Genomic DNA, 21,687 nt, shown 5'->3' with positions numbered 1-21,687 from the left:
TACGACTTCTGGAAATGTATACTTGATTATTCATGCCGGGTCTGATAGAAATAAGGTAAACGCATTGGCGAATTGGCGATTGCCTTTTTCTCTGGTAAAATTCATAAAAAGTTCACAAATAAATTCCTGTTTCTCGTTTAATATTTAATAGGATGTTTTTTTACAAGTTGTTATCTTGTATGATAGAGTTGCAGGTTATTATGAACCTGCGTTAGGTTTGTAAGGGAGGTTTACGTTATGGCTAACTCCAGAATCTTAAATGATACAGCTATAGACGGACAAATTGAAGAAACAACGGCATGGAAAGATTTTCTGTCCCTCATTAAAATAGGGATCGTAAATTCTAATCTCATCACAACTTTTACTGGAATGTGGCTTGCTTTTCATATTTCCGGTTTAAGCTTTTTAGGAAATATAAACACCGTTCTTCTTACTTTATTTGGATCATCATTAATTATTGCGGGCTCCTGTGCGATCAATAACTGGTATGACCGGGACATTGATCATATCATGGAGCGTACAAAAGTAAGACCGACGGTTACGGGTAAAATTCAGCCGAATCAGGCTTTATGGTCTGGAATTTTGCTTGTTGCTTTAGGATTGATTATGCTGCTGATGACCACTGTGATGGCTGCTGTTATTGGTTTTATCGGAGTATTTACTTATGTTGTCCTGTACACAATGTGGACGAAACGCCGCTATACGATTAACACAGTAGTAGGGAGTGTTTCCGGAGCAGTGCCGCCTCTGATTGGATGGACGGCAGTAGAAGGAAATATCGGCGTCGTGGCATGGGTATTATTTATGATTTTATTCATTTGGCAGATTCCTCACTTCTTATCGCTTGCCATTAAGAAAACTGAGGACTACAGAGCCGCGAATATTCCAATGCTTCCAGTCGTATATGGATTTGAAGTGACGAAAAGACAAATTATTGTATGGGTTGCGTGCCTGATGCCGCTTCCATTCTTTTTAGGAAGCCTAGGTCTACCGATTGTGATTCTCGGCTTGCTGTTAAATATCGGCTGGCTGATTCTTGGTTTGATGGGTTTCCGTTCAAAAAATATCATGAAGTGGGCGACGATGATGTTCGTTTACTCACTGAATTACATGACAATCTATTTCGTTGCAATGGTTGTCTTTACGCTTTTCTAAAAAATAGATACATTGCTTGTTTTATCGCTTCAAAATAAACGATGACAACTAGTGAATGCCGCCTTGACCTTTTGTTTAATCAGGCGGCTTTACTTTTATACATAGATGGCATTTTGAGTAAAAAAACTCATAATTTAAGAGAAGAGGAAATGTAAGTGCTTTATTGGGAGGCGGCCGGATTGCGATGGAATCAATCTATTTTCCGCCGCTGTATTGACCAGAAAAGGGGTTGGGTGAAATGGTAAAGCATTGGCGTCTTATCTTATTATTAGCCTTGGTGCCGCTTCTGTTAAGCGGATGTGGAAAACCTTTTTTATCCACGCTCAAGCCTGCTGGCGAGGTGGCTGATAAACAGTATGACCTGACAGTGCTCAGTACATTGATTATGGTTGTTGTCGTAGCAGTTGTATCTGTTATCTTCTTTTACGTGATTGTAAGATTCAGAAGGTCACGGGTTGGGGAAAACACGATACCAAAACAAGTGGAAGGGAATAAAGTTTTAGAAATCACATGGACAGTAATCCCTATTTTGCTGCTCATCATTCTTGTTATCCCTGTCGTATTATATACGCTTGAACTGGCAGATACATCACCTATGGATAAGAAAAACCGCAAAGCCGAGGATGCTCTCGTTGTCAATGTCAGAGCGAATTTATATTGGTGGGAGTTTGAATATCCTGATTACGGCATTATCACAAGCCAGGAGCTGATCGTACCGACAGACCAGCGGGTTTATTTCAGTTTAAAAGCCTCTGATGTAAAGCATTCTTTTTGGATTCCTTCAGCTGGAGGAAAAATTGATACCAATACTGATAACGAAAATACGTTCTTCTTAACATTCGATTCAAAACGCAGCAAAGAGGCGGGAGATACGTTCTTTGGAAAGTGTGCTGAGCTTTGCGGGCCTTCACACGCACTCATGGATTTTAAAGTAAAGGCCCTTTCTGCGAAAGAGTTTCAGGCATGGACAAAAGATATGAAAAACTATAAGACGACAGCAGAAAATGATTTGGCTAAGCAGGGGGAAGAGCTGTTCAAAGAGAAAAACTGCCTGAGCTGCCATGCAGTAGAGCCGAATGATAAGCGTGCGGAGGCAGCAAGAACGGCACCAAATCTGGCGACTTTCGGTGAAAGGACAAAAGTGGCAGGGGTAAAGGATGCCAATGAAGAAAATGTGAAAGCTTGGCTGAAAGACCCTGAGAGCATAAAGCCGGGGAACAAAATGACAGGAACATATCCGAAGCTTTCAGACAGTGAAATGGACGCGCTTTATGAATACTTAAAAGGCTTGAAAGCAGAAAGCAAGTAGGGAAGAAAGGGAGATATTGGGGGAGGTCACATATGTTGAATGCGCTTACAGAAAAGCGGACGCGCGGATCTATGCTTTGGGATTATTTGACGACGGTGGACCACAAAAAAATTGCAATACTTTACTTAATCGCAGGAGGATTCTTCTTTCTTGTCGGTGGAATTGAAGCGATGTTTATCAGAATCCAGCTTGCAAAGCCGGAAAATGCTTTTCTCAGTGCTCAAGCGTACAATGAAGTGATGACGATGCACGGAACGACAATGATCTTTTTGGCTGCGATGCCGCTTTTATTTGCTTTGATGAATGCGGTTGTTCCATTGCAGATCGGAGCGCGGGATGTTTCGTTTCCATTTTTAAACTCGCTTGGTTTTTGGCTCTTCTTCTTCGGGGGCATTTTCTTAAACTTAAGCTGGTTTTTGGGAGGAGCGCCAGATGCGGGCTGGACGTCATATGCCTCGCTCTCGCTTCATTCCAAAGGGCATGGCATAGACTTTTTCGTCCTTGGACTGCAAATATCCGGACTGGGGACGCTGATAGCCGGGATTAACTTTTTGGCCACGATTATTAACATGAGGGCTCCCGGCATGACGTACATGAGGCTACCTTTGTTTACATGGACGACATTTGTGGCGTCGGCATTGATTTTGTTTGCGTTTCCGCCGCTAACGGTTGGCTTGGCTCTTATGATGCTGGATCGGCTGTTCGGCACAAATTTCTTTAATCCTGAGCTTGGCGGTAACACGATTATTTGGGAGCATTTATTTTGGATATTCGGACATCCGGAGGTTTATATTCTGATTTTGCCTGCTTTCGGCATTTTCTCAGAGGTCATCCCGGTGTTTTCCAGAAAGCGGTTGTTTGGATATTCTTCAATGGTTTTTGCGATCGTGCTTATCGGTTTTCTTGGCTTTATGGTTTGGGTGCACCACATGTTTACGACAGGCCTCGGACCGATTGCGAACGCAATCTTTGCAGTTGCTACAATGGCGATCGCTATTCCGACCGGGATTAAAATTTTTAACTGGCTGCTGACGATTTGGGGAGGAAATGTGAAATATACCACAGCCATGCTGTATGCCGTCTCATTTATCCCGTCCTTTGTGCTTGGCGGTGTGACAGGTGTCATGCTGGCGGCAGCAGCTGCTGATTACCAGTTCCATGATACGTATTTTGTGGTGGCGCACTTTCACTATGTCATTATAGGCGGAGTGGTATTCGGGCTATTAGCCGGTGTTCATTTCTGGTGGCCGAAAATGTTCGGTAAAATTCTGCATGAAACAATGGGGAAAATATCATTTGTCTTGTTTTTTATCGGCTTCCATCTTACTTTTTTCATCCAGCACTTTGTCGGTTTAATGGGTATGCCGCGCCGAGTGTATACCTTCTTGCCAGGCCAGGGGCTTGAAACCGGCAACTTGATCAGTACAATCGGGGCGTTTTTTATGGCAGCAGCCGTTATCCTCCTGCTTGTCAATGTCATCTGGACCTCGGTGAAGGGCGAATATGTCGGAGATGATCCATGGCATGACGGGCGTACGCTTGAATGGGCTGTTTCGTCACCGCCGCCAGAATATAATTTTAAACAGCTTCCATTTGTCAGAGGGCTTGACCCGCTGTGGATCGAGAAGCAGGCGGGACACAAATCAATGACACCGGCTGAACCGGTTGAAGATATCCATATGCCAAACGGTTCAATTCTGCCGCTGATCATTTCCTTCGGCCTCTTTGTCGCTGCCTTTGGTCTCTTGTATAGAACCGAGCACGCTTGGGGTCTGCCGGTGATCTTTATCGGACTTGGCATCACATTTTTTACAATGCTGCTCCGTTCATTGATTGATGATCACGGTTATCATATTCACAAAGAGGAACTGCCGAACGATGATAAAGGGGTGAAGGCGTAATGCAAATTGAAGAAAAATTCACCGCAGAGACCTTTCCAGCTTCTCCCGAAAAAGCAACACTGGAAGGGAAAAATAAATTTTTAGGTTTTTGGCTTTTTCTTGGGGGAGAGACTGTTTTGTTCGCGTCTCTCTTCGCCACTTTTCTTGCACTCCGGAATTCAAACGCCGGTGACCCGCCTACGACAGAAATGTTTGATGTCACACTCGTTTTTATCGCCACAATGCTCTTATTAACGAGCAGTTTAACGAGTGTATATGCGATGTATCATATGAAAAACTTTTCCTTCGGGAAAATGCAGCTCTGGCTGGGGATTACCTTGTTATTGGGTGCGGGATTTTTAGGCTTGGAAATTTATGAATTTAAGCATTACACACATGAGTTTGGCTTTACCATCACAAGCTCGGCGCTTGGCTCATCGTTTTATACGCTTGTCGGCACACATGGTGCACACGTGGCGTTTGGCCTCTTGTGGATCAGCGCGCTGATGATTCGTAATGCAAAGAGGGGCTTGAGCTTATATACAGCGCCTAAGTTTTACGTGGCCAGTCTTTACTGGCATTTTATTGATGTCGTGTGGGTCTTTATCTTTACCGTTGTATATTTAATGGGGATGGTGGGATAAACATGGTCGATAAAAAAAGCAGAGGACATATCAGCGGCGACCTTGAATATAAGAAAAAGAAGCATGCTCAGGAGATGAAATATCAAGTCATGTCTTTTGGCCTGATGATCGGCCTTACGCTCGTTGCGTTTCTGACTGTGGCAACAGACGGCATCGGCAGCTGGTTTACGATTCCTTTCATAATACTGCTTGCGGCTATTCAAGTGATATTTCAGCTGTATTACTTCATGCATATGAATCAGAAAGGGCATGAAGCGCCGGCATTGTTTCTGTATTCAGGTATGTTTGTCGCGTTCATTACGGTGCTTGCGTTTGTTACAATTATATGGTGGTAATTTGAGCAGCCGCCGGAGGTGAAGACATGAATCAGTTAGACGTGTTTGGGTTTCGCGCTATGTGGAGCCCTTATCTTTTTTGTACCCTTTTAGGCATCACGGTGCTTTACATCTTTTTTTACAGACGGATGTCTTCAAAGCCTGACCGTCTTACGGGTAAAGAAATGGCCAGTTTTCTGTCGGCAATGCTGTTTTTATATGCAGCCGAAGGAAGCCCGATTGATCTGCTCGGACATATTATGTTCAGCGCCCATATGGTGCAGATGGCTGTTTTGTATTTAGTGGTTCCGCCTTTATTAATCGCAGGAATTCCTGCATGGGCCTGGGAAAAAATGATTTTTCGGCCTGCTATTAAGCCGTTTTTTACATTTTTCTCAACACCCTTAATTGCATTGCTTTTATTTAACGGCATTTTTTCTCTTTATCATGTGCCGCTAATATTTGATACTGTCAAAACGGATACGCTTTACCATACGTTAATGACTTGGCTCATTTTCGTGTTAGCGTTTTTTATGTGGTGGCCGCTCGTCCATAAGGTGGCTCGGCTTCCGCAGCTCAGCGGCTTGATGAAGCTGGGCTATATTATGGCGGACGGTATACTGCTGACGCCTGCTTGCGCCCTGATCATGTTTAGCGGAACGCCGTTATATGCCACCTATACAGATCCGTCTGCCTGGGCGGAAGCCATGAAGCTTTGTGTTCCTGCGGATATGCTGGGACAGGTTCCGTTAACAGGGCCGGAAATGTTTAATACACTTCCTTTGTTAGAGGATCAGCAGCTCGGGGCAGTTATGATGAAAATCATTCAGGAAATTGTATACGGCGCTTTTTTGGCGATTGTCTTTTTTCAATGGGTGAAGAAGGAAAGGGAAAAGGATGGAAAGGAGGAGCCGCCTTATATTCAGCAGACGATATCATAAAAGGTACAGCGGCAATTGGCTGTACCTTTTTTATTACATTTTAACGGTTTTCAGCATGTCGGAGATGTCCTGGATGAGTGCCTTGCTTTTGGTCACAACCTGCACTGGGAACTCTTCTGTTTCTCCGTATTCCACTCCGTGCGGGTAATAGTGTTTTCCTAATAGAGGGGGCATTAATTGAATAACGGCGCGGCCGCTTCCGACATCGCCCTCTGTTGCATTGCCTTGAATCCGCAGGTAAAACGTTCCCTCAATCGTCGAAAACTTTCTGTCATAGGTCACTCTTTCATAATCCCATTGACCGGCTCTGATGAGTCCCTTGCTTTCCATCAAATCGTCCAAGAGGCTGAGCTCAGCCTTTACCCCTTCAAGTCCGCTATCAGTAAACTTCAACACTGACCCCTCCTTATAAAAATTACCTTTCCTGACAATCATAGTATGAAAGCGTTAAACTTTCAATGAATCTTCTTCTTTTGAAAGTATGCAAAAATGAAAATTTGACGAAAATATCACTAGATAAAAGGAGGTTTTACGGATGACAAAAATAAAAGATCTGATGACAGCTGACTTGCAATATTGCACGGTATTAGATAATGTATATGAAGCTGCGGTAAAGATGAAAGACGCGGATGTAGGAGCCATTCCGGTAGTTGATGAGGATGGAGAAACACTGGTTGGTATCGTAACTGATCGTGATCTAGTGTTAAGAGGCATCGCCTCAAAAAGGCCCAACTCCCAAAAAATCACTGACGCTATGACCGAAAAACCTGTCAGTGTGGAAGAGGACGCGCCAGTTGATGAGGTACTTCATTTAATGGCATCCCATCAGCTCAGACGGATACCTGTAACCAAAAACAACAAGCTGACTGGCATTGTCACGCTTGGCGATCTTTCCTTATCTGAACAAACAAATGAACGTGCCGGCAGTGCTTTATCAGATATTTCAGAGGACGAAAACAGAGAGCAAGGCTTTTTGCATTAACACATAAATCTTTGACATGTTAAATAGGCTGTATTGTAATGAGAAATAAGGCAAGACATGCAATTCACATCACGGGGGTGATAGATTGAAAAATATATTAAGAGCCATGGTTATCCTCTTGATTATTTGCGGAACTTATGTTCTGTTTATTCAATATGGGGCTGTTCCTGAAAAAAAATCAAATGACAGCGAGCCTCAAGTCTCTAACGAGGAAGCGGCAAGCGGCAAACGAATACATATGCCGACTTCAGGATTATTGTCCTTTATGGGCAAATCCGCCGACGATGTAAAGAAAAAACTTGGGGAACCGGAACGTATTGACCCCTCGGCTTATGATTACGAATGGTGGGTTTACAATCAGGGAAAAGACCAATATGTGCAAATCGGGATGCTGGACAATAAAGTGGTCACATTATTTGCGGCGGGAAATGATATTAACGCAAAGCCCTTCAAAATCGGTGAGTCAACGGGAGAAGTATTTAAGACAACCCAGGTAGCTCCGTTTGTAAATGTAGAGTATAAAGGAAATTCCTATCGGTTTGAGTTTTCTGAAGAGGACATCAACACCAGACCGACTGTAAAAGTAGGGAAGATGTACGTCCAGCTGTATATGGACAAATTTGAAGGGAAGCTATCCAGCATCAGGGCGTTTGATGCACAAACCCTTGTCAAGCAAAGACCTTATGAGGTAGTGTACCGCGGCGAATTAGTAGAACCGAAAACGGTTACGGAAGATAAGTGGAAAGAGATCCAAACATCGAGTGAAAAGCAAATTCTCGATTTGACCAATGTCATTCGTGTCAAACATGGGTTAGCTAAGCTTGAGTGGGATCAGCCGACGGCCGAAGTGGCTTTTGGCCACAGTGAGGATATGAAAGAAAACAACTATTTCTCCCATGTATCGAAGAAATACGGCACGCTGAAGGACCGCTTAGAAAAAGGTGATGTCGATTTTGAGCAAGCGGGAGAAAATATCGCATACAATTATGTGGACGGTCCGGCTGCTGTAGAAGGCTGGCTGAATAGTGAAGGCCATCGAAAAGCGCTCCTAAATTCAGACTACACGCATCTTGGCGTCGGTGTAGACCGGAAGTATTACACTCAAAACTTTATTAAACGCTGATAGATCAGCCGCGGGCGACAGTACCGCGGCTGTTTATTGTTTCTGCAAAGACTCAGATGAACCTTTCTCGATGGATACTGTGAGTGACGTCGGAACCAAAAAAAGAGCTGCAACGGGCTGTCCAGCTCTTTTTTGATGAGGAGACTGACAGACGGCCGGAACCAATTATGGATCTTGTTCTGACGGGTTTCGGAACATGCCGCATCCAAACATTTACAAAAGGCTGGGATCTTGATTTCGAAACGATTAAGGTCTCGGCTAGGGATAAAGCTTCTGTTGTTCGACCTGAAAGCGCATTGAGTTTTTTTTGCGCTTCTTATTTTAAGGGGAAATGCCTAAAAAGTTTTTCTGTAAATATTAGGCGAACACTATGGCTCATAAACCGATACATTGTAGAAGGTACATTTTTCGGAGGGGGTGAGGATTGTGGCGAATCAACATGCCAATCATTCAATTAATGACTTTAAACAATTCGTTAAAAAACATCCCAAGCTGATCAAAGAAGTGCGCAAAGAACAAAGAAGCTGGCAGGACGTATACGAAAATTGGGTTCTCTTCGGAGAGAAAGACCCGATTTGGGATCCGTACAGAGAACAAGGGGCAGCCGCAGAAGCGGTAACCGACACATCAGAAAGAAATGATTTTGTTTCTAAAATGGTTACAGCTGTGAAAAAGATGGATGTCAATCAAATGAATGAACAGATCAATAAAATGAGCCAGTCGATCTCATCGTTGCAAAGCCTTCTCAACACATTTTCCGGAAGCGGACATAAGCAATCTCAGCCAGGACCCGGACAGCATCCTTTTTCTTTTAGGAAGGACTAATAAAGGAGAGCTTATATGCGCAAAGACGTTCAGGAATTTATTTTAGCAGATGAAGAACGAAAACGATTCTTAAGAGAACAGCCGATTTGGTACCGGAGGCTGGCGAGAAAGCCGGATGAACTGGCTTCATTTCAGCTTGAGATGATGAATTTTTATGAAAAAACCATTCCGCACCGGGTGAATCAGTTTACGAACGGGATTCAAATGGCACAAATGATGATGCAAATGTTCCAAGCGATGCGGACAAAAGATTAAAAGACCCGAAAATGGGTCTTTTTCATTGCGTAAACTGGGGAGGCTGTTCCGGCTCCTTTTTTAAAGGCGGCTAAGCATTTTCCAATTGGCAGGTTTCATGGTAAACTAACAACTGGAGGTGCGTGCTATGTATGCGACGATGGAATCCGTGCGGCTTCAAAGTGAAGCTCAGCAGCTTGCCGAGATGATTCTGCAGTCGGAGACGGCTGAGAACTACCGCAATTGTTACAAGCGTCTCCAGGAAGATGAAGAGGCAGGGCGGATTATTCGTTCTTTTATCAAAATAAAAGAGCAATATGAGGATGTGCAGCGTTTTGGCAAATATCATCCTGACTATAGAGAAATATCCCGGAAAATGAGGGAGATCAAGCGGGAGCTGGACCTGAACGATAAGGTGGCCGACTTCAAAAAAGCAGAGACCGAACTGCAGTCTATTCTTGATGAAATCAGCGTTGAAATTGGGACTGCTGTATCAGAGCATATAAAAGTTCCGACTGGGAATCCTTATTTTGACGGTTTGTCTTCATGCGGAGGCGGCTGCGGATCAGGCGGCGGCTGCGGATGCAAAGTGTCATGACGAGACTGGCCGTCTCGTCTTTTACATATAAGAGAAATCAGGCAGGTGAACGTATTGGAGAATAGACGCCAGGGCATGATTGTATATCTTCATTCTTTAAAGCAAAGCAAAATGCTGAGAAAGTTTGGAAATGTGCATTATGTGTCAAAACGCTTAAAATATGTCGTGCTGTATTGTGATATGGATCAAATTGAAAAAACAATGGACAAGATCTCGTCATATTCTTTTGTTAAGAAAGTTGAGCCTTCTTATAAACCGTTCTTAAAATTGGAATTTGAGTCAAAGCTTGATAAAGCGAAAGAATATGATTATAAAATCGGAATATAGCTGTATAAAAAAATCCCCGCAGGTTTCTGCGGGGTCCTTCTATTCCTTAACTTGTTAAGGAGAAGGCAAAGGGAGAGGAGAAACCGGAGGAAGAACTTATGGGGAAACGTAAGTCTTCTCCGCGGTTGGCAACAACATCCTCTGGATGCTGTTGCTTATAGTATGGACAATGATCCTTCCGCTTATACACTTGTAAATGAAGTTTAGCGCTCATTGTTTGAAAGAATGCTTTATGATAAGATAGGATTGGTTTTTTTCTTATACATAACGGCGTCCGGCCGAACAAGGAAACAAAATAGCTTTTAGAAAAAGTGGTGTGGAACATGAGAGTAATTTCTGGATCAAAAAAAGGCCGTTCACTAAAGGCAGTGCCGGGAACATCAACGAGACCGACAACCGATAAAGTGAAGGAATCGATTTTCAATATGATTGGCCCTTATTTTGACGGGGGCAGGGGACTTGATTTATTCGCTGGAAGCGGAGGTCTTGGTATTGAAGCGCTTTCACGAGGGTTTGACCATTGTATATTCGTTGACCGTGATTTTAAAGCGATTCAAACGGTAAGATCGAACTTAAAAACATTAGAGCTTACAGCGTATGCAGATGTGTACCGCAACGATGCGGAACGTGCTTTACACGCAGCTGCGAAAAGAGAAACGGGTTTTCACGGGATTTTTCTTGATCCTCCGTATAAGGAACAAAAACTAAAAGCGCTCTTAAGTGTGATAGACGAACAACAAATGCTGGAAGATGACGGTTTTATCGTCGCAGAGCATGACAAAGACGTCGAGCTTCCCGAAGCAGTAGGTGATTTAGTGATAACAAGAAAAGAAACCTACGGATTGACAGGGGTGGCGATCTATAAAAAGAGGGGGTTGTGATGTGACGAGTATAGCTGTCTGTCCCGGCAGTTTTGATCCGGTAACCTACGGGCATCTGGATATCATTAAACGGGGGGCGAATATATTTGATCAGGTGTATGTGTGTGTGCTGAACAATTCTTCAAAAAAGCCGTTATTCAGTGTAGAAGAACGCTGTGAGCTTTTGAGAGAAGTGACAAAAGACATTCCGAACATAACAGTTGAAACGTCACAAGGACTGTTAATTGATTATGCAAAAAGAAAAAATGCAAAAGCCATTTTAAGAGGCTTGAGAGCGGTGTCTGATTTCGAGTACGAGATGCAGGGAACATCCGTAAACCGTGTGCTTGATGAATCAATTGAAACCTTTTTTATGATGACAAATAACCAATATTCTTTCTTAAGTTCAAGCATAGTAAAAGAAGTGGCAAAGTATAAAGGCGCGGTATCAGAATTTGTACCGCCGGAAGTCGAGAAGGCGCTTCAGGAAAAATTCAGACAAGGATGAGTGTTTTGAGCTCATCCTTTTTTTGTTCCGTTTGTCAGTCTGTATGAAAAAATGAAAATGTACGTAAACAGTGCACATAACGTGACAGCAGGGCCAATCTGCACAAGCAGATTCCATCCGCTGATAAGAGCTGTCGGCAGCTCACCTGTTTCAAGAGATTTAAAAACGTACTGATCATGGTCATTCCACGCGGTGTAAAGAGGTTTCCATAACAGAATGACAAAAACGGCTGCATAAATGCCTTGCAGTACACGCGCGATGAAGAATGGTTTAAATCTGATGTCCGTCTCTGATAAAATGCCTGCCACTTGAGCCTGAACGGAAAAGCCGCTGAACCCGAGGATAAAGCTGACGACAACAGCTTTTTGCAAAAGGGAGACATCTGTCTCGCTGACAAGCTTGCTTCCCATTGTAATTTCAAACATCCCTGATAATAAAGGAATGTCCAGCTGAGAGGGGAGCTGAAACAAGGTCAGTGCGCCTTCTGTGAGAATAGAGAGAATATCGGTCAGTTGTACGACAGATAACAAACGATTAAAGACAGAAAACAAAATAATAAAGCCGCCCACCATTAGAAGGGTTTGTACAGATGACGTTACAGCGTCGCCTAAAATTTTTCCTAAAGGTCTTTTTTCCGCAAGTCTTGCAGTGTGAAGAGCATGTAAAGCATCCTTGATTGAAGGCAAAGAGATGGTTTTGTTTCTCATCAGCTGCCGCTCTTCTTTACGCCCGTAGGAGCGCATCGTTAAACCCACAGCCAAATTTCCTAAATAGTGTGCAGAAGCTAATAAAATACCTAATGACGCATTCTGAAAAAAGCCGACGGCGACAGCTCCAAAAATAAAGAGCGGGTTGGATGAATTGGTGAAGGAAGCAAGCCGTTCTGCTTCTACTCTTGAAATCTGTTTTTCCTGCCGCAGCCTTGCCGTCAGTTTTGCGCCGGCGGGGTTCCCTGATGCCATACCCATGGCCAGAACGAAGCCGCCGACACCCGGCACGCGGAAAATAGGGCGCATAAAAGGCTCGAGCAGAACACCGACAAACCTTACAATACCAAAGCCAATTAATAGCTCAGACAGTATGAAAAACGGCAGCAAAGACGGAAATACGACCTCCCACCACATGGACAGCCCGGTTTTAGAGGCTTCGAATGAGGCCTGCGGATGTGAGATGACAGTCGCTGTTAAAAAAATAAAAAACGCAGCAATCAAAAGTGTATGAATCTTCGACAAGTTCATTCTTACCTCCCCGACGCTAAAAATGCACAATGACATGTATATCATGATAAAATATGGTATGACTCGAAACTGCCAAGCAGTACCTGTCCTCTTGACCCTTTGTACTAATATACGAGCATAGGGGTTCAGTTTAGACCATAGAATTCGGTATACAGGGAATTCAGGCAGGAGGTTAACACGTTGGCCAAACCTAAAATCGGGTTAGCGTTAGGATCGGGAGGCGCCAGAGGAATTGCTCATCTCGGCGTGCTTTCCAGTTTACATAAGCACCAAATTGAAGTGGATATGATTGCGGGGAGCAGTATGGGCGCTTTGGTCGGCAGTTTCTACGCCGCGGGGCATGACGTGGAAACGATGAAAAAAGTCGCCAAGGCTTTCAAACGGCGGCTCTATGCTGATTATACGGTACCGAGACTCGGTTTTTTGAGAGGTGACCGTGTCAGGCAGCTCGTGCATGCTTATACATTCGGCAAACCGATAGAGGAACTAAAAATCCCTCTTGGAATTGTCGCGTGTGATCTGCAGACAGGAGAAAAGATTGTTTTCCGAAAAGGATCAGTATCAGATGCGGTGCGGGCAAGCATCAGCATACCAGGCATTTTTATTCCGCAGAAGCTGGACGGACGGCTTCTTGTAGACGGCGCGGTCGTCGACCGTATCCCGGTGTCTGTTGTAAAAGACATGGGGGCTGACATTATCATCGCCTCAGATGTCTCCAGGGTTCGAAAAACCGAAAAGGCGGCGCATATTTTTGATGTAATCATGCAAAGTATGGATATACTCCAAAATGAATTGGTGCGACATCAGACGATCGCCGCTGATATCATGATTCGCCCTTCTCTTGAAACATACAGCTCCAGCTCATTTGCCAATATAGAAGAGATGATAACAGCAGGCGAGCAGGCAACAAACCGAATGATCAGCCAGATAAAAAAAGAAATAGAGAATTGGGAGGGCTAATAACTTGCTACGCAAAAAACATTTTAGCTGGATGCTTGTCATCCTCATTCTGATTGCCGTTTTATCATTTATAAAACTGCCATACTATATTACAAAACCGGGAGAAGCGACAGAGCTTGGTTCACTGATAAAAGTGGAGGGAGGCTACTCGGAAACAGGGAGTCTCTCCTTAATGACTGTCAAAGTGGGACCGGCTAATCCATTTACATATGCATGGGCTAAGATGCATCCCTATTATGAAATCGTTCCTGATGAAAGCATCAAGGAAGAAGGCGAATCAGATGAGGAATATATGAAACGGCAGCTTCAAATGATGAAAAGCTCACAGGAAAATGCCGTCATCGCCGCATATCAAAAGGCAGGAAAAAAAGTAAGCTATTCCTTTAACGGCATCTACGCAAGCTCAGTGGTAGAAAACATGCCGGCGAAAGGCAAAATAGAAGTCGGCGATAAAATCATCAGTGCAGACGGAAAAACCTATCAGTCTGCTGAAAAGCTGATCGACTATATCAGCAGCAAAGCAGCCGGGGATAAAGTAACGTTAAAAATTGAAAGAGAAGGAAAAGAAAAGACGGCCACCCTTTCTTTAAAACAATTTCCAGATGACCCTGGCCGTGCTGGAATAGGAGTTTCGCTGTATACGGACAGGAACGTCAAGGTAAAGCCTGATATTGATTTCGAAATCGAAAATATCGGCGGCCCATCAGCGGGATTAATGATGTCGCTTGAAATTTATAATCAGCTGACAAAAACAGATGAAACTAGAGGCTATGACATTGCAGGCACCGGTACGATTGATGTCGACGGAAAAGTAGGACCGATCGGCGGCATTGATCAAAAAGTCGTCGCCGCAGACAAAGCTGGTAAAGACATCTTCTTCGCTCCGAATCAAAACGGCGCCAGCAATTCTGATTATCAAAACGCAGTAAAAACAGCGAAAGATATTGATTCAGACATGAAGATTGTGCCTGTTGATACGATGCAGGATGCGATTGATTATTTGAATAAGCTGAAAGCGAAAAGCACCTGAAATTCAGGTGCTCTTTTTATATCCTCAAAAAACGGTGTTCATCCTCGTCATATCGTATCGGGGCATGTCCGTATTCTTGTAAATCAAATTCGGTTCTAAGGGGCTCTTCTATCGCAAGGCTGTAGATTCTGCTTGCTTTAATGTCCAGATCGAGAGCAGGGTGGGAAAAGGAAGACAGCTTGCTGACAAGCGGAGCGGACAGCGCCTTTTTCTTTTCTGATAAAAAGGCCTGTCCTTTTTTCGTCATCCCAAGAAGTCTGATATAAGGAACCTCCTCGTCATTGATCAGCCGGTGAATCTCCTGTTTTTTCGTTCTCGTTAAAATGTGTGTGTTCATCCGCTGAAGCCTCGTCCACGTATATCGCTTTGTTTTGAGAAGCTCCATAAATTCCTGATAGGAGCTGGCTTTTCTGATCGAACGGAGGATTCTGTTCTCCAGCCCTTCCTCAACTTCGTATATTTGCTGTAATTCTAAGGCTGTGAGAGTCGAAAGACTGTATTTCAAATAAGAAAAATAGCTTTCTGGTGTATGCCACAGTCCGAAAGTCTTGCGGTAATCGGCTAATTCCCGTGCGGCTGCTTTGGGAAGAAACGGAACGCAGTCTTCAAAAGGCTTTTCAATCAGGGCTTTTCTGATGCTGGTCGCGCTGGCAATGTGACTATCTTCATCAGGAAGGTCAGCATCATGATAATCCGAGGAGATTCTCGCTGTCGTATAGGGCTTCATTTCATATCCGCCGGAAAGAATCGATTTTACATAATGGTATCCCAGAATGTTGTTCGGCTTCGACATATCAAGTCCGTTTTCTGTATGTAAAATGGATTTGAAGGCGATAGCAGCTGCTGATGGATAACTGGCACCCTTTTTAAGCTCTTCTTTTATACATTGATCAAACGAATCTTTATGCTCATCCATTACCTTTGCGGATTCTAAAAACGGCTCAATCTGTCCGTCTTCACTCCCGAAAAACAGTGCCTCGCATCCCAGGTTATTCAAAGTGGAGACGCTGCCGCGTGCGAAAATCTCCGCTTTTTGCACCGCGTAAAGATAAGGCAGTTCGACTACGAGGTCGACTCCGCTCTGAAGCGCCATTTTTGTGCGGGCCCATTTGGATACAACAGCAGGCTCCCCGCGCTGCAGAAAATGTCCGCTCATCACCGCAACAGCCGTGTCGCATCCGGTTTGCCGTTTGGCTGTTTGGGCATGATAAAGATGTCCGTTATGAAAGGGATTATACTCAACCACCAATCCGACAGCTTTCATATTTTTTCCGCCTTTCTTGCTATGTTTAAAAACGTATGGTACATTTGCAATTGAAAACTCTTACGTCTTTTTTGATTTAAGTGTATGCATAGGATATTCAGCTGTCAACGATGCTTGGCTGGTAGCATTATGCTGTAAAGAAAAAATATTGACAAAAACATTCTTAAAAGCTATAATCATGTTTGTTGCTTTCCTGAGGTGATACAAATGAAATGGACGATTTATCAGTTGCATCAAATGAAAAACCCGAGTTTTGAGTTTGATGAGACAGTTGAGTTACATGAGCTGACAAAGCTGAATTCTGACATTCGCCGCATTTCTCCTGTAAGGGTGAAAGGCAGAGCGGATATCAAATCTAAGCAGGTTTCGTTTGATTTTACGATCTCAGGCGAAATGATTTTGCCATGCTCAAGAACACTCGTTGATGTTCCGTATCCATTTACAATTTCAACAAAAGAACTGTTTATATTTCATCAGACGGATGATATAGAAGATGATGACGTTCACATTGTTGAGGACGATACTATCGACTTAACTCCGATCGTAAAAGAAGAAATTCTTTTAGAAATCCCTATGCAAATCTTTTGTGAATCTGAACAAGAAAAAGGAGCTGCTCCTCAAGAAGGAAAGGACTGGCAAGTCATTTCAGAGGAAGACAAGAAGAATCAAGTCGATCCGAGACTTGCTGCCCTTGAAAAGCTCTTAAAACAAGATGATGAATCTTAACTCTTTAAGGAGGTGGGAATAATGGCTGTACCTTTTAGAAGAACTTCTAAAATGAAAAAAAGATTGCGCCGTACACATTTCAAACTTAATGTACCTGGTATGACAGAATGTCCGTCATGCGGAGAGATGAAATTGTCTCACCGTGTATGCAAAGCATGCGGATCATACAACGGCAAAGACATAAATGTAAAAAGTAACTAATTAGAAAAGCGCAGGGTGAAAACCCTGCGCTTTTTCTTTTTTTCTTCCTGTCAGCTTGTAGAAAATTTGTGAGTGCAAATAGTCTATCTAATCTATTACCGGCATATGTATGAGATAAATAAGCTGACATGGAGGGAGATTGATTTGACCATTACAAGACAAGATGCTTGGACACAGGATGAGGATTTGCTGCTGGCAGAAGTAGTGCTTCGTCATATTCGCGAGGGCGGAACACAGCTTTCTGCCTTTGAGGAGGTCGGAAGGGCGCTGACCAGAACAGCCGCTGCCTGCGGATTCAGATGGAACTCATATGTGAGAAAGCAATACCAATCAGGCATAGAACTGGCAAAAAAACAGCGGAAAGAACTAAGAAAACAAATTGGGGTTCATTCCGTCAATATGCCGAATTCCGTCAGGCAGACTGCCCCGGAAGCTCCAGAGGGAAAAAGAGATTTGTCCATTCAGGATGTGATTGAGTTTCTCGAGCAGTTTAAAGAGGCACCGTCTGCGCAAGAATTCCACGTTGAAAAGGAAAAAATGAAGGAGCAAATTCAGTCGCTGCAAAAAGAACTCGAGGATTTACGGAGTGAAAACCAAACATTAAGAAACCAGCTGGAGATGACAGAAGAGGACTACAAGGCACTGATCGATATAATGGACCGAGCCAGAAAAATGGTTGTTTCGAAGGAAGACGGGAGGCTGAAAAAAACAGCTCAAGAAACGTAATGAACCCTCAAAATGAACCGGCCCTAGAGTCATCAAAGGCCGGTTGTTTCATTTTTATGCTGATTCACCCGGTGTCATTTCGCCAGCTATATCCGGATGCCAGATGAGCGGGTTTTCCCCTTTGTCCCGCGCCATGTCATATTTGACTGGTTCAAAGTTCATTTTACTAAAAAACTCTGCTGATTTGATCCGAGGGTTTGTTCGGATCGGCATTCTGAATGATTTGGCGAATTCAACTAAGGCTGTACCGTAGCCTCTGTTTTGATAACCTGGAAGGACTTCAAGCTTCCAAAGCTCTAAGTAATCCTGGTGTTGGTCAAAGTAAGGATTTGATTTGCCATTGACTTGATACAGACTCATACGCGCTACCAGTTTATCCCCAAAATAAATCCCATAAAAAGGCGAAGTGCTGTCATTTTCAATGATATTAGCTTGAAGATCTTCAAGCATCGAGAGCTCTTGTATACCATATTCTTTGAATTTCTTGAATTCTTCAAGCGTTTTATAGTTGACAAGCAGACGTTCTACCTTAATCAAACCAATCTCCCCCTTTGTTGTTCTCTACATATATTGTAATCGCTTTATTTAAAAAATCCAAATATTTAAACTTTAATTTAAGTGTTTTGAAACCTCTGCGAAGTATTTTTTTCATACTTCTGCTATGATAATACGTAAATGTTAAATTGGGTGTGACATCATGAAAATTGGAATTATCGGCGGGGGCTCGGTCGGTCTTTTATGTGCCTATTATTTATCTTTGGATCATGAGGTGACTGTTTTGACGAGGCGGGATGAACAGGCCGCAGCGATTCAATCTGAAGGGGTTCGGCTTTATAAAGCCGGGAAAGCGTTCAATGCTCATTGCAGTGCGGGTACAGCTATTGATTCATGTTTTGACCTTCTTGTCGTGACAGTGAAACAGCATCAGCTTCGAACTGTTTTTCCAATGCTTGAACGAATCAAAAAAACAAATATTTTATTCTTGCAAAATGGTATGGGTCATATACACGACCTTAAAGACTGGGGTGCTGACCATTCCGTTTATGTTGGGGTTGTTGAGCACGGAGCTGTAAGGAAATCGGATACAGCCGTTGAACATACAGGCATTGGTGCGATAAAATGGAGCACATTCAAGCATGCTGAATCAGATCGGCTTAACGCGATGCTCCAGCATAACCATTCAGAATTTCCAATTCGCTATGAGTTGGATTGGTATCGCCTGCTGACGGGCAAGCTGATCGTAAACGCCTGCATCAATCCGTTAACCGCGCTGCTGCGTGTGAAAAATGGAGAGCTGTTGACAGTGCCTGCTTATTTTTCTTATATGAAGCTCGTTTTTCAAGAGGCATGCAGCATTTTGCGGCTGGAAGATGAAGAGGCAGTCTGGGAGCGTGTACGGGCAGTTTGTGAGCAAACGAAAGACAATCGCTCTTCCATGCTGGTCGATGTGACTGCTGGACGGCAGACGGAAGCTGACGCCATCCTCGGATATTTGCTGAAAGAAGCACAGCTTCAAGGTCGCGACGCTGTTCACCTTGCGTTTTTACATGGCAGCATCAAAGCTTTGGAGCGAAACCGAAACAAAGTCTTTTGAGCTTTTCTGGTAACATGCTATACTCATTTCGGATAACTAACTATTTATTGGAGAAAGGAAGTTCTAGAAGATGCAGCTAACTGAACTTTCCATCAAAAATCAGAATGTGTTTGTACAGCACTATATAGATGGTAAAGAAGAAATGTCTTCTTTTTTTGATTACAGCATTCATCATAAGGATATGTGGCAAGAAAGACTGGAAGATTTGTCCTCGCGGGTTTTCGCAAGAGAGGAATTGACAGCCTATTTATCCTCTTATCACAACAAGTTCGGCTCAAGCGCTATGCAGCATTCTATTGAGAAGCTGAAGGATCCTTCGAGTGTTGCTGTTGTTGGCGGACAGCAGGCAGGGCTTTTAACAGGACCGCTCTACACCATACATAAAATCATCTCAATTATTGTTTTAGCAAAGGAAAAGGAAGAACAGCTACAGGTGCCTGTTGTACCGATCTTTTGGGTTGCCGGAGAAGACCATGACTTGGATGAAATTAATTTTGTCCATACGTCAGAAGACAGTGGGCCAGTGAAAAAAAAGCTTCCACAGTCTTACTGGAAAAAGTCATCTGCCGCCAATACACCGCTTGACCAAGAAAAATGCGCCGCATGGATAGACGATGTGTTTGCGGCTTTTGAAGAAACAGACCATACGAACACACTTCTGGAACATGTAAAACGATGTTTAAGAGAATCTGTTACGTTTACCGATTTCTTTGAACAGCTGATTGCGGATCTGTTTCAAGAGGAAGGCTTAGTATTGTTGAATTCCGGAGACCCGGGAATTAAAAAGCTGGAAACCGCCATGTTCCAAAAGATCCTCCATGACAATGATGATCTTGCACAAGCTGTTTCTAAACAGCAGGACTTCATGCGTGAAGCGGGTTACAAGCCGATTATCGAGTCTGGAAAAGAGCAGGCAAATCTGTTTTATGAATATGAAGAGGAACGCTTTTTAATTGAGAAAGACAACGGCCGTTTTGTGATTAAGGAACTTGATCTGGCATGGTCGATGGATGAACTTTATACACATATGGAAGAACATCCTGAGCGCTTTAGCAATAATGTCGTAACGAGACCGTTAATGCAGGAATTTTTGATTCCTACCTTGGCATTTATCGCGGGACCCGGTGAAATCAATTATTGGGGTGAGCTCAAACAGGCTTTTGCAGTGATGGGCTTTAAAATGCCTCCTGTTATGCCGAGGCTGAACATCACGATAGTTGAGCGCCATATTGAGAAAAAACTGACTGAACGAAAGATATCTTTACAAGAGGCGATAGAAGGCGGAACGGAAAACCAAAAAGAGAAATACTTTGAACACCAGATTCCGGAAGAGTTTACCGCGGTGATTGAGCAAGCGAAAAACCAGATTGAAGCCATTCATAAAACCGTCCGGCAGGAGGCGCTTAAGGTTGATCAGAGCATGGAGCCTTTGCTCCTGAAGAACGCGGCGTTTATTCAGGAGCAGCTTCAGTTTTTAGAGCGTACAGTGACAAAACGAATTGAGGAAAAAGAAGGCTATGTCTTAAGGGATTATGAGAGAATTCAAAATAGCATTAAGCCACTGCTCGCACCACAAGAGCGAATTTGGAATATCATGTATTATTTAAACAGGTACGGCCCAAAATTCTTCATATCATTCAAGAATCTGCCATTTTCTTTTCAAAATCAACATCAAGTTGTCAAACTTTGAAATAAAGTTTTAAAGAACCCTGAATAGTTCAGGGTTTTTTTTTATGTGTAAACAGTGTAAAATGAAGTTGTGGAGAGAAGTGGTGGATAGTGGTGAGTTAAGGAGAGAAAGTGGGGCAAAAGATCATGTTTATGGGTGAATACCAGCATACAATTGATGCGAAAGGCCGCATGATCGTACCCGCTAAATTCAGAGAAGGCCTCGGTGAGCAGTTTGTGCTGACAAGAGGACTTGATCAGTGTCTCTTCGGCTACCCTATGCACGAGTGGAAACAGATTGAAGAAAAACTAAAAGCTCTTCCTCTCACAAAAAAAGATGCCCGCGCATTTACACGTTTCTTCTTTTCAGGTGCGACAGAATGCGAACTGGACAAGCAGGGCAGGGTAAATATCGCATCATCTCTATTGAATTACGCTAAACTGGAAAAAGAATGTGTTGTTATCGGGGTTTCGAATCGAATTGAATTGTGGAGTAAGGTAATTTGGGAACAATACACAGAAGAGCAAGAAGATTCATTCGCTGAAATTGCTGAAAACATGATTGGATTTGATATATAAT

Annotated in this window: 26 protein-coding genes and 1 pseudogene; 22 read left to right on the top strand and 5 right to left on the bottom strand. The window is 43.3% G+C overall.

All coding sequences use genetic code 11. The annotated features are described in order from the left end of the window. Positions 1 to 237 precede the first annotated feature (237 nt). The 6 genes from cyoE (at position 238) to ctaG (ending at position 6,243) form a co-directional block, all read left to right on the top strand. Positions 238 to 1,155, top strand: a complete 918-nt coding sequence (gene cyoE, locus V6D42_RS06880; RefSeq protein ID WP_010334129.1) for a heme o synthase — start codon at positions 238 to 240, stop codon at positions 1,153 to 1,155. Positions 1,156 to 1,393: 238 nt separating this feature from the next. After that, positions 1,394 to 2,464, top strand: coding sequence for a cytochrome c oxidase subunit II (coxB, locus tag V6D42_RS06875; RefSeq protein WP_333512737.1), 1,071 nt, complete (start codon positions 1,394 to 1,396; stop codon positions 2,462 to 2,464). Positions 2,465 to 2,496: 32 nt separating this feature from the next. Beyond that, complete coding sequence (gene ctaD / locus V6D42_RS06870; protein WP_026014704.1) at positions 2,497 to 4,365, top strand: cytochrome c oxidase subunit I; 1,869 nt, start codon at positions 2,497 to 2,499, stop codon at positions 4,363 to 4,365. Beyond that, positions 4,365 to 4,988: a cytochrome c oxidase subunit III gene (gene ctaE, locus V6D42_RS06865; protein ID WP_059352864.1), complete on the top strand. Its 624-nt coding sequence runs from the start codon at positions 4,365 to 4,367 to the stop codon at positions 4,986 to 4,988. The genes ctaD and ctaE overlap by 1 nt, the downstream gene beginning before the upstream one ends. Positions 4,989 to 4,990: 2 nt before the next feature. Beyond that, positions 4,991 to 5,323: a cytochrome c oxidase subunit IVB gene (ctaF, locus tag V6D42_RS06860; RefSeq protein WP_010334133.1), complete on the top strand. Its 333-nt coding sequence runs from the start codon at positions 4,991 to 4,993 to the stop codon at positions 5,321 to 5,323. A gap of 26 nt (positions 5,324 to 5,349) precedes the next feature. Further along, complete coding sequence (gene ctaG / locus V6D42_RS06855; protein WP_333512736.1) at positions 5,350 to 6,243, top strand: cytochrome c oxidase assembly factor CtaG; 894 nt, start codon at positions 5,350 to 5,352, stop codon at positions 6,241 to 6,243. A gap of 33 nt (positions 6,244 to 6,276) precedes the next feature. Here ctaG and V6D42_RS06850 read toward each other — a convergent pair whose 3' ends face one another. Beyond that, complete coding sequence (locus V6D42_RS06850) at positions 6,277 to 6,639, bottom strand: YugN family protein (RefSeq protein ID WP_333512735.1); 363 nt, start codon at positions 6,637 to 6,639, stop codon at positions 6,277 to 6,279. A gap of 139 nt (positions 6,640 to 6,778) precedes the next feature. Here V6D42_RS06850 and V6D42_RS06845 point away from each other — a divergent pair, with 139 nt between their 5' ends. From V6D42_RS06845 to coaD, 8 genes are all read left to right on the top strand, one after another. Next, entirely contained in the window at positions 6,779 to 7,225 is a 447-nt protein-coding gene (locus tag V6D42_RS06845; protein ID WP_010334136.1) for a CBS domain-containing protein, read from the top strand. A gap of 85 nt (positions 7,226 to 7,310) precedes the next feature. Continuing rightward, the gene (locus V6D42_RS06840; RefSeq protein ID WP_333512734.1) at positions 7,311 to 8,348 is read left to right on the top strand and encodes a CAP domain-containing protein; all 1,038 of its coding nucleotides are present in this window, start codon (positions 7,311 to 7,313) and stop codon (positions 8,346 to 8,348) included. Positions 8,349 to 8,774: 426 nt separating this feature from the next. Then, complete coding sequence (locus tag V6D42_RS06835; protein WP_333512733.1) at positions 8,775 to 9,173, top strand: YlbD family protein; 399 nt, start codon at positions 8,775 to 8,777, stop codon at positions 9,171 to 9,173. A 15-nt stretch (positions 9,174 to 9,188) separates the two neighbouring features. Beyond that, on the top strand, positions 9,189 to 9,428 hold the full coding sequence (locus V6D42_RS06830; protein ID WP_333512732.1) for a YlbE-like family protein: 240 nt from the start codon (positions 9,189 to 9,191) through the stop codon (positions 9,426 to 9,428). Between the two features lie 127 nt (positions 9,429 to 9,555). Next, entirely contained in the window at positions 9,556 to 10,005 is a 450-nt protein-coding gene (gene ricF, locus V6D42_RS06825; RefSeq protein WP_010334140.1) for a regulatory iron-sulfur-containing complex subunit RicF, read from the top strand. A gap of 54 nt (positions 10,006 to 10,059) precedes the next feature. Then, complete coding sequence (locus tag V6D42_RS06820) at positions 10,060 to 10,332, top strand: YlbG family protein (RefSeq protein ID WP_333512731.1); 273 nt, start codon at positions 10,060 to 10,062, stop codon at positions 10,330 to 10,332. A gap of 323 nt (positions 10,333 to 10,655) precedes the next feature. Further along, a complete protein-coding gene (gene rsmD / locus V6D42_RS06815) occupies positions 10,656 to 11,213 on the top strand; it encodes a 16S rRNA (guanine(966)-N(2))-methyltransferase RsmD (RefSeq protein WP_333512730.1) in 558 nt (185 codons plus the stop codon). Position 11,214: 1 nt separating this feature from the next. Beyond that, on the top strand, positions 11,215 to 11,700 hold the full coding sequence (coaD, locus tag V6D42_RS06810; protein ID WP_024121295.1) for a pantetheine-phosphate adenylyltransferase: 486 nt from the start codon (positions 11,215 to 11,217) through the stop codon (positions 11,698 to 11,700). 11 nt (positions 11,701 to 11,711) lie between these two features. On the opposite strand, the gene ylbJ is transcribed toward coaD, so the two are convergent. After that, positions 11,712 to 12,938: a sporulation integral membrane protein YlbJ gene (gene ylbJ, locus V6D42_RS06805; RefSeq protein WP_168747727.1), complete on the bottom strand. Its 1,227-nt coding sequence runs from the start codon at positions 12,936 to 12,938 to the stop codon at positions 11,712 to 11,714. Positions 12,939 to 13,118: 180 nt separating this feature from the next. Between ylbJ and V6D42_RS06800 the strand changes: the two genes are divergently transcribed. Together V6D42_RS06800 and ddcP are read left to right on the top strand one after the other, a co-directional pair. After that, positions 13,119 to 13,898: a patatin-like phospholipase family protein gene (locus V6D42_RS06800; RefSeq protein WP_333512729.1), complete on the top strand. Its 780-nt coding sequence runs from the start codon at positions 13,119 to 13,121 to the stop codon at positions 13,896 to 13,898. A 4-nt stretch (positions 13,899 to 13,902) separates the two neighbouring features. After that, entirely contained in the window at positions 13,903 to 14,928 is a 1,026-nt protein-coding gene (ddcP, locus tag V6D42_RS06795) for a protease DdcP (RefSeq protein WP_333512728.1), read from the top strand. Positions 14,929 to 14,944: 16 nt separating this feature from the next. Here ddcP and V6D42_RS06790 read toward each other — a convergent pair whose 3' ends face one another. Both V6D42_RS06790 and V6D42_RS06785 read right to left on the bottom strand, forming a co-directional pair. After that, the gene (locus tag V6D42_RS06790; protein WP_333512727.1) at positions 14,945 to 16,192 is read right to left on the bottom strand and encodes a nucleotidyltransferase; all 1,248 of its coding nucleotides are present in this window, start codon (positions 16,190 to 16,192) and stop codon (positions 14,945 to 14,947) included. Further along, positions 16,189 to 16,372, bottom strand: a pseudogene (locus V6D42_RS06785) (hypothetical protein). Before V6D42_RS06785 ends, V6D42_RS06790 begins: the two are co-directional and overlap by 4 nt. A gap of 27 nt (positions 16,373 to 16,399) precedes the next feature. Here V6D42_RS06785 and V6D42_RS06780 point away from each other — a divergent pair. The 3 genes from V6D42_RS06780 to gerR all read left to right on the top strand — a co-directional run bounded on the left by V6D42_RS06780 (position 16,400) and on the right by gerR (position 17,845). Next, positions 16,400 to 16,918, top strand: a complete 519-nt coding sequence (locus V6D42_RS06780; RefSeq protein ID WP_010334147.1) for a YceD family protein — start codon at positions 16,400 to 16,402, stop codon at positions 16,916 to 16,918. A 21-nt stretch (positions 16,919 to 16,939) separates the two neighbouring features. Beyond that, positions 16,940 to 17,119, top strand: coding sequence for a 50S ribosomal protein L32 (gene rpmF, locus V6D42_RS06775; RefSeq protein ID WP_003154457.1), 180 nt, complete (start codon positions 16,940 to 16,942; stop codon positions 17,117 to 17,119). Between the two features lie 144 nt (positions 17,120 to 17,263). Next, complete coding sequence (gene gerR / locus V6D42_RS06770; RefSeq protein WP_333512726.1) at positions 17,264 to 17,845, top strand: sporulation-specific transcriptional regulator GerR; 582 nt, start codon at positions 17,264 to 17,266, stop codon at positions 17,843 to 17,845. 54 nt (positions 17,846 to 17,899) lie between these two features. Here gerR and V6D42_RS06765 read toward each other — a convergent pair whose 3' ends face one another. Next, entirely contained in the window at positions 17,900 to 18,382 is a 483-nt protein-coding gene (locus tag V6D42_RS06765) for an N-acetyltransferase (protein ID WP_168747733.1), read from the bottom strand. 160 nt (positions 18,383 to 18,542) lie between these two features. Here V6D42_RS06765 and V6D42_RS06760 point away from each other — a divergent pair, with 160 nt between their 5' ends. From V6D42_RS06760 to mraZ, 3 genes are all read left to right on the top strand, one after another. Further along, positions 18,543 to 19,439, top strand: coding sequence for a 2-dehydropantoate 2-reductase (locus V6D42_RS06760; RefSeq protein WP_333512725.1), 897 nt, complete (start codon positions 18,543 to 18,545; stop codon positions 19,437 to 19,439). A 70-nt stretch (positions 19,440 to 19,509) separates the two neighbouring features. After that, positions 19,510 to 21,129, top strand: a complete 1,620-nt coding sequence (gene bshC / locus V6D42_RS06755; RefSeq protein ID WP_333512724.1) for a bacillithiol biosynthesis cysteine-adding enzyme BshC — start codon at positions 19,510 to 19,512, stop codon at positions 21,127 to 21,129. 125 nt (positions 21,130 to 21,254) lie between these two features. Beyond that, positions 21,255 to 21,686 (top strand): division/cell wall cluster transcriptional repressor MraZ, encoded by a 432-nt coding sequence (mraZ, locus tag V6D42_RS06750; protein WP_003221402.1) that lies wholly within the window; start codon positions 21,255 to 21,257, stop codon positions 21,684 to 21,686. The last annotated feature ends 1 nt before the right edge of the window (position 21,687 follow it).

This window comes from Bacillus sp. 0909A, from assembly GCF_036765115.1.
GTDB classification, from domain to species: Bacteria; Bacillota; Bacilli; order Bacillales; family Bacillaceae; genus Bacillus; species Bacillus mojavensis.
Note: the sequence above shows the minus strand (reverse complement) of the source record. Positions and strands in the feature narration are given on the sequence as shown.

What these genes read in the sequence shown, in the direction of transcription:
- rsmD (WP_333512730.1), top strand. Translation starts at nt 10,656, where the DNA reads ATGAGAGTAATTTCTGGATCAAAAAAAGGCCGTTCACTAAAGGCAGTG.
- ricF (WP_010334140.1), top strand. Translation starts at nt 9,556, where the DNA reads ATGTATGCGACGATGGAATCCGTGCGGCTTCAAAGTGAAGCTCAGCAG.
- V6D42_RS06790 (WP_333512727.1), bottom strand. Translation starts at nt 16,192, where the DNA reads ATGAAAGCTGTCGGATTGGTGGTTGAGTATAATCCCTTTCATAACGGA.
- mraZ (WP_003221402.1), top strand. Translation starts at nt 21,255, where the DNA reads ATGTTTATGGGTGAATACCAGCATACAATTGATGCGAAAGGCCGCATG.
- ctaG (WP_333512736.1), top strand. Translation starts at nt 5,350, where the DNA reads ATGAATCAGTTAGACGTGTTTGGGTTTCGCGCTATGTGGAGCCCTTAT.
- bshC (WP_333512724.1), top strand. Translation starts at nt 19,510, where the DNA reads ATGCAGCTAACTGAACTTTCCATCAAAAATCAGAATGTGTTTGTACAG.
- rpmF (WP_003154457.1), top strand. Translation starts at nt 16,940, where the DNA reads ATGGCTGTACCTTTTAGAAGAACTTCTAAAATGAAAAAAAGATTGCGC.
- ctaE (WP_059352864.1), top strand. Translation starts at nt 4,365, where the DNA reads ATGCAAATTGAAGAAAAATTCACCGCAGAGACCTTTCCAGCTTCTCCC.
- V6D42_RS06760 (WP_333512725.1), top strand. Translation starts at nt 18,543, where the DNA reads ATGAAAATTGGAATTATCGGCGGGGGCTCGGTCGGTCTTTTATGTGCC.
- V6D42_RS06780 (WP_010334147.1), top strand. Translation starts at nt 16,400, where the DNA reads ATGAAATGGACGATTTATCAGTTGCATCAAATGAAAAACCCGAGTTTT.
- V6D42_RS06830 (WP_333512732.1), top strand. Translation starts at nt 9,189, where the DNA reads ATGCGCAAAGACGTTCAGGAATTTATTTTAGCAGATGAAGAACGAAAA.
- cyoE (WP_010334129.1), top strand. Translation starts at nt 238, where the DNA reads ATGGCTAACTCCAGAATCTTAAATGATACAGCTATAGACGGACAAATT.
- coxB (WP_333512737.1), top strand. Translation starts at nt 1,394, where the DNA reads ATGGTAAAGCATTGGCGTCTTATCTTATTATTAGCCTTGGTGCCGCTT.
- ctaD (WP_026014704.1), top strand. Translation starts at nt 2,497, where the DNA reads ATGTTGAATGCGCTTACAGAAAAGCGGACGCGCGGATCTATGCTTTGG.
- ylbJ (WP_168747727.1), bottom strand. Translation starts at nt 12,938, where the DNA reads ATGAACTTGTCGAAGATTCATACACTTTTGATTGCTGCGTTTTTTATT.
- ctaF (WP_010334133.1), top strand. Translation starts at nt 4,991, where the DNA reads ATGGTCGATAAAAAAAGCAGAGGACATATCAGCGGCGACCTTGAATAT.
- V6D42_RS06845 (WP_010334136.1), top strand. Translation starts at nt 6,779, where the DNA reads ATGACAAAAATAAAAGATCTGATGACAGCTGACTTGCAATATTGCACG.